The 5,499-nt window shown below is 71.3% G+C and carries 3 protein-coding genes; 1 reads left to right on the plus strand and 2 read right to left on the minus strand.

What is annotated here, in order from left to right; genetic code table 11:
- Window positions 1-29: 29 nt before the first annotated feature.
- Window positions 30-3,281 carry a S8 family peptidase gene (locus ACRDTB_RS37170; RefSeq protein WP_431436953.1) on the minus strand — a complete coding sequence of 1,084 codons (3,252 nt, stop codon included), beginning with the start codon at window positions 3,279-3,281 and terminating at the stop codon, window positions 30-32.
- A gap of 269 nt (window positions 3,282-3,550) precedes the next feature.
- Here ACRDTB_RS37170 and ACRDTB_RS37175 point away from each other — a divergent pair, with 269 nt between their 5' ends.
- Window positions 3,551-4,342 (plus strand): alpha/beta fold hydrolase, encoded by a 792-nt coding sequence (locus ACRDTB_RS37175; RefSeq protein WP_431436954.1) that lies wholly within the window; start codon window positions 3,551-3,553, stop codon window positions 4,340-4,342.
- Between the two features lie 54 nt (window positions 4,343-4,396).
- Here the strand turns inward: ACRDTB_RS37175 and ACRDTB_RS37180 are convergent, their stop codons facing one another.
- Window positions 4,397-5,164 carry an SDR family NAD(P)-dependent oxidoreductase gene (locus tag ACRDTB_RS37180; protein WP_431436955.1) on the minus strand — a complete coding sequence of 256 codons (768 nt, stop codon included), beginning with the start codon at window positions 5,162-5,164 and terminating at the stop codon, window positions 4,397-4,399.
- Window positions 5,165-5,499: the final 335 nt, after the last annotated feature.

A 5,499-nucleotide genomic window follows, 5' to 3' on the forward strand; every position in this document is an offset into this window, starting at 1 on the left:
CCGCGTGACGGCGATCGCCGGCGGGCCACTCACTTCCGGAGCTTGTAGGCCCGGATGACCGTTTCCCGCACGGTGTTGCCGTCCCGGTCGGTGGCTGATGCAAGCAGCGACACCGACTCCGCGCCGGTCGGGTGATGCAGGGCCGCGACCAGGTTCAGCAGCACCGGAACCCGTTGCCACGTCTTGCCCTCGTCGTAGGACGCCTCCACCGTCAGCCGCCGCGGCCGCAGGTACGAGCCCGTCTCGTCCTGCAGGACCATCGGCACCAGGAACGGCTTGCCCGCCGGTGCGCTGTTCGCGCCGTCGAGCGCCGGCAGGAACCGCACCGTGTTCAGCGCCAGCGCGGCCGGCTCGTCACCGTCCACATGCGCCGACCGGAACGTCCACTCGGCACTGATCGCCGTCGACACGTCGAACGGCGCCGATCGGGTCAGCTCCGTGGTGAGCCGGTAGTCACCCGCCCCGGCCGGCAGGCCGCCGAACACGCCGAAGCCCGGCTCGGGCGACGCACCGACGAGCTCCGAACCGCGGTACAGCTTCGTCGCCGCCGAGTCCACCGTGGAGTAACCGGCGTTGCCGCCCAAGTCGGTGAACATCGGGATGCTCACACCGATCTCGTCGCCGAGCCGGTAGCCCCACGGGAACTCCGTGGGCGGCAGCCCCGGGCCGAACACCGCGTGGTTGAACGACTCGTCGTACGTGCGGCCCGCCCGGTACGCCCGCGTCGGCGACTCGAAATCGGCGACCGGCTCGGCGTCCGGGGCGCCCTGCATCAGCAGCGTGGCCCACCGCACGCGCTCGGTCGTGAGGTACACCGTGCGCGTGCTCGGCAGGTCGACCGCCACGCTCGCGCCGACCACGAACCCGCCGCCGGACTCCGGGAAGGGGAACAGCGTGCGCTGCCCCTGCTGCCCCTCGAGGGCCGGGCCGAGGTCCTCCCGCACGGTCGCGAGCTCGCGCTGGTCGACCACCTTGGTGAACCCGGTCGGGAACCCCTCCTCCGGGTAGAACGCCAGCCCGTAGAACGACCCGTCCGGCGCCAGCCACTGCGTGTTGACCGAGCCGGTCACCGTGGTGCCGGGCAGCGCCGCACCGAGCTGCGCGGTGGTCAGCACGCTCAGGTCGTCGGTGATGAAGCCGCTGCCGAACGAGGAGTTCGCCGTCTGGACCGAGTAGCCGATGTCGCCGACCAGCAGCCGTGCCTTTGCCGGTGGCGTGACGCTGATCGGCTTGGTGATGGTCGGGTCGATGTCGACCGTCGTGTCGCCGTCGAGCCCGAGACCCGGCTGGGCGAGCTGGTTGTAGTGCGTGCCGCCGGCGGTCAGGACGAGGTGGTCGACCACGTATCGGCCCTTGGGCAGCCGCACCTGGAGCGAGCCGTCCTCGTCGTAGGGGAACGCGAGGGTGTCGTTGTCCAGACCGACTATCAGGGTGCTGTACGCGGCCGTCGGCGCGCCGTTCTCGTCGGCGTAGTTCAGCGTCAGGTCGTAGCTCTCGACCTCACGGACGGCTCCGACCGGCGTGCGGGTGACCGACTCGCCGGCCGTCGCGACGACCGCGCCGGAGTAGGCGCCGTCGACGGTGCCCTTCCGCGTGTCGGCGGTGACCTCGACCCGCGCCTCGCCGCCGGCCGGCACGGTGATCTCGTTGACGCTCAACGAGAACATGTCCGTCGCCTCGCCGTCCGGGCCGGTCGCGTCGAGGGAGAGAGCGAGCGTCATGTCGGTGTCGCCGAGGTTGCGGTAGGTCAGCGGCTTCGTCACCGGCTGGTCGTCGTCGTGCGGCCACTCGGCGAGGCCCAGGTCGACACTGGTCGGCTCGGAGACGACGCTCGCATCGAGCGTCCTCGCCACGTCGACCCGGCCGGAGCCCTGCTGGTACGCGGTCAGGCCGTCGGTGGGCTTCGCGGACGCGGTCAGCGCCGCCTTCAGCCGCGCGCCGGTCCAGTCCGGGTGCTGCTGGGCGATCAGCGCGGCGGCACCCGCCACGTGCGGGGTGGCCATCGAGGTGCCGGACAGCGCCACGTACCCGTCCTCGGCCGGTTCGCCGATCTGCCCGTTCGCCGCCTTCGCGGCCACGATGTCCACGCCCGGGGCGGTGATGTCCGGCTTGATCCCGCCGTCGCCGATCCGCGGACCGCGGCTGGAGAAGTCGGCCAGGGCGTCCCTGTCGTCGACCGCGCCGACGGTGAGCGCCGCCTCCGCGCTGCCCGGCGAGCCGACCGTGCCCTCGGCCGGGCCGGAGTTGCCGGCGGCGATCACGAAGAGCGTGCCGTGTTGCTCGGACAGCGTGTTGACGGCCTCCTCGAGCGGGTCGACGTCAGGCGTGTCACCGCCGCCGAGGCTGAGGTTCGCGATGTCCGCGCCCTGTTCGGCCGCCCACTGCATGCCCGCGATGATCCCGGACTCGAAGCCGAACCCGAAGTCGTCGAGCACCTTGCCGTCCAGAATGGACGCTCCCCAGGCGACGCCGCGGTACTTGCCGTCCGACTTCGGGCCGGTGCCCGCGACGATCGACGCGACGTGCGTCCCATGGCCGAAGTTGTCGTCGTTGTCCGGTGCCTCGCTGAAGTTCTGCTCGGCGACCTCGCGGTCGGCGAGGTCCGGGTGGGTCTGGTCGACGCCGGTGTCGAGCACCGCGACCTTGACGCCCTCCCCGGTGAAACCGGCGTCCCAGGCGGCGGGCGCACCGATCTGCGGCACGCTGTGGTCCAGAGTGGACCTCCGCTTGCCGTCGAGCCAGATCTTCGACACGCCGGTGGCCATCGTGCGGGCGCCGGCGCGTGCGGCGCCGTCGGTCAGCGCCTCCCAGGTGGCCCCGGACTTGTCGGCGGCCACGGCCATCCCGTTGACGCTAGGCAGGTTCCGGGTCACGTGTGCCGGCCTCGGGGCGGCGCGGCCGGCGGCGTGGGTGACGATCAGCGGCACGGAGTCGCGATGCGCGTCGTCGTAGCCGAAGTCGACGAGCGAGGTGATGTCGAACAGCCTGCGGTCGAGCTTTCCGGTGGCGACGAGCCGCAGCGCGTCGGCCGGGATCACGTAGTCGTGGCCCTGGGCGCGGAACGTGGAGAACACCATGCCAGCGCGCCCTTCGCCCGCGCTGACCGAGCTCGCCTCATGGTTCCGCACGGTGACCCGGTCACCGGTGATGAGCGTGACCGTGTTCTTGTCCTCGACGGTGTTCGCGAACCCCGTTGGTGGAGCCGCCCCAGCCGCTTGGGCGGTGCCGAGCACCAATCCCAGTACGGCCACGCCGGCCCCGATCTTGACGCCGATACGCACCTGACACCTCCGCTCGGTGGTGACTGGTGAGCGATGACGTAGCTATACACAGTGTGTATACCGCCGCATATTGCTCCCGCCTCAGCTGCCTCCCGGTGGAGATCGCCCCGTCGCCCCAGTCCCGTGTGCGGGAAGAACGTATCGGCCGTCCGATCGGGTGACAATAGTCCAAATGCGCGCAACCGGTGGTAAGTCACCGGCGCCCTCGGCTGCCTCGTTACTCGCCGCCGCGACAGGAAATGTCGGTGCCCGGGCGTAGCTTCCGTGGCATGACGAACAAGGTGACCTCCGCAGACGGCACACTCATCGCCTACGACCTGCTGGGCACGGGCCCGCCGGCGATCGTGGTGGGCGGCGCGACGTGCGACCGGGCCAAGACGGCCGGGGTCAGCGCCGAGCTCGCCCGGCATTTCACGGTGGTGAACTACGACCGCCGGGGCCGCGGCTCGAGCGGCGACACGATTCCGTACTCGGTCTCGCGCGAGGTCGAGGACCTGGCCGCGTTGCTGGGGGAGGTGGGCGGGTCGGCGTTCGTCTACGGACACTCGTCGGGTGCCGGGCTGGTGCTCCACGCGCTGGCGGCGGGCCTGCCCATCACTCGCGCCGTGCTGCACGAGCCTCCGTATGGCACCGAGGAGATGGCATCGGACACGCGCGGGTACGCCGAGTCCCTGACGTCGTTACTGGAGGCTGGCCGTCGAGACGACGCGCTGGCCCTGTTCTTCACGATCACCGGGGTGCCCGGCGAGCTGGTGGACGAGTGGCGCACCGAGCCGTGGTGGGCCGGCACGGCCGCGCTGGCACACACGCTCGCGTACGACTCCGTGGCCATGGGCGATGCCGCCGGCGGCACCGTCCCGCTCGACCTGGCCCGCCGGGTGGTGCCGCCCACGCTCGTTCTGGTCGGCGGCGCCTCGCCGGAGTGGATGATCGACACCGACCGCACCCTCGCGGAAGCCGTGCCGGCGGGCCGGTTGCGGGTGCTGGCCGGGGAGGAGCACGTCGTGGCGCCACCGGTTCTGGTGCCGGTGCTGGAGAGGTTCTTCATGGAGGGGAGGTGAGTCAACCGCCGCCGGCGACGTGACCGTCGGTGCCGCGGACGAAGCGAGCGGGCGTCAGCCGATCTCCACGCCGGTGAGCGCGGCGCAGGCCGCGAGCAGGCCGTCCTGCACGAGCGGGTCCTTCGCCGCCGGGTGCGGGTCCCGCGGCCGTTGGTGGTAGAAGTAGCCGCCGCTGCCGAGGGCGTCCGGGTCGTCGCTCGTCGCGAGCCAGGTCTGGGTGAGGGCGCCCTGCGACAGGTCGTCCGGCGCTCCTCGGCCGCCCATCCGCGTGGGCACCCAGCCGGGGTCGACCGCGTTCGACCGGATCGACGGCCAGCGGCGCGCGACCGCGAACGCGAGCACGGTGTCGAACAGCTTGGAGTCGGCGTAGGCATGCGAACCGTTCCAGCGCCTGCGTTCCCACTGGAGGTCGTCCAGGCTCGGGTCGCCCGCCCGGTGCATGCCGGAGCTGAGGTAGACCAGCCGGGCGGGCGCCGGCACGAGCGCGGTGAGCAGGTACGGCGCGAGCACGTTGACCGCGAACACGTGCGCCAATCCGTCCACTGTGGACACCCGATGCCTCTCGCGGTAGCCCACGGCGGCGTTGTGGATCACGGCGTCGAACGGCCCGGCGGCGATCGCCTGCTCGGCCAGCCGCCGCGTCTCGGCGATGCTCGCCAGGTCGCCGACGAGCACGGTACACCCGGGCACGCCCGCCCGGGTGTCGTCGGCGCGCGCGTCGTCACGGGCGTGCAGGACCACCTCATGGCCCTCGCCGAGCAACCGACGGCCGGCCATGAGCCCCAGCCCGTCGGCCGATCCGGTGACCAGGACACGAGACATCGGGTTCCTCCTACCCCCACGATGCCCGCACCCGACCCGGTTCGCATGCCCCTAGCTTGAGTTTTAACGTTCTGGGGCTCGGACGCGCACCCGGTTGATCATGGGTGAAGCCCTTGGTTGATCATGCTTCTTGCTGAGGGAAGACGATCAGACCAAGGGCTTCAGTTGATCAGTGTGCACCACTCGGACACTGGCGCGGTACTCGGGCAACTGTCCGCGTTCCGGCGCGAGTTCCATGCCTGTCTGACCCGCCGGGGTGACGCCCTTGTCGAGTTGACCGACGCGGTGCTGTGTAGTGATGGACCGGTCAGATCACTGGTGGAAGCCTCCCTGGC

This window comes from Actinophytocola sp., from assembly GCF_050699935.1.
Lineage (GTDB): Bacteria > Actinomycetota > Actinomycetes > Mycobacteriales > Pseudonocardiaceae > Actinophytocola.

Coding starts and splice junctions, on each gene's coding strand:
- ACRDTB_RS37180 (WP_431436955.1), bottom strand. CDS start 5,164: ATGTCTCGTGTCCTGGTCACCGGATCGGCCGACGGGCTGGGGCTCATG.
- ACRDTB_RS37175 (WP_431436954.1), top strand. CDS start 3,551: ATGACGAACAAGGTGACCTCCGCAGACGGCACACTCATCGCCTACGAC.